The organism is Staphylococcus sp. GDY8P45P (assembly GCF_017892745.1).
Taxonomy (GTDB): domain Bacteria; phylum Bacillota; class Bacilli; order Staphylococcales; family Staphylococcaceae; genus Staphylococcus; species Staphylococcus cohnii.
The window spans coordinates 1-629 of sequence record NZ_JAESLS010000027.1 but is presented as its reverse complement, the minus strand read 5'-3'; the positions used below and the strand labels follow the sequence as shown (position 1 = coordinate 629).

At 31.6% G+C, this 629-nt stretch carries 1 protein-coding gene; it reads right to left on the bottom strand.

Annotated features, from left to right (window positions below):
• Positions 1–592: IS6 family transposase (locus tag KA873_RS13425; protein WP_210140577.1), on the bottom strand; the 592-nt coding region annotated here is incomplete at its 3' end.
• Positions 593–629: the final 37 nt, after the last annotated feature.

The window sequence follows — 629 nt, the reverse complement described above, 5'->3', positions numbered from 1 at the left end:
CGTAAATACATTCAATACCTTTTAAATTATTCTTTGCTGTATTGATACTTTGATACCTTGTCTTTCTTACTTTAATATGACGGTGATCTTGCTCAATGAGGTTATTCAGATATTTCGATGTACAATGACAGTCAGGTTTAAGTTTAAAAGCTTTAATTATTTTAGCCATTGCTACCTTCGTTGAAGGTGCCTGATCTGTAATTACCTTTTGAGGTTTACCAAATTGTTTAATGAGACGTTTGATAAACGCATATGCTGAATGATTATCTCGTTGCTTACGCAACCAAATATCTAATGTATGTCCCTCTGCATCAATGGCACGATATAAATAACTCCATTTTCCTTTTATTTTGATGTACGTCTCATCAATACGCCATTTGTAATAAGCTTTTTTATGCTTTTTCTTCCAAATTTGATATAAAATTGGGGCATATTCTTGAACCCAACGGTAGACCGTTGAATGATGAACGTTTACACCACGTTCCCTTAATATTTCAGATATATCACGATAACTCAATGCATATCTTAGATAGTATCCAACGGCTACAGTGATAAAATCCTTGTTAAATTGTTTATATCTTAAATAGTTCATACATAAGACTCCTATTTGATAAAATTAAACTATAAAA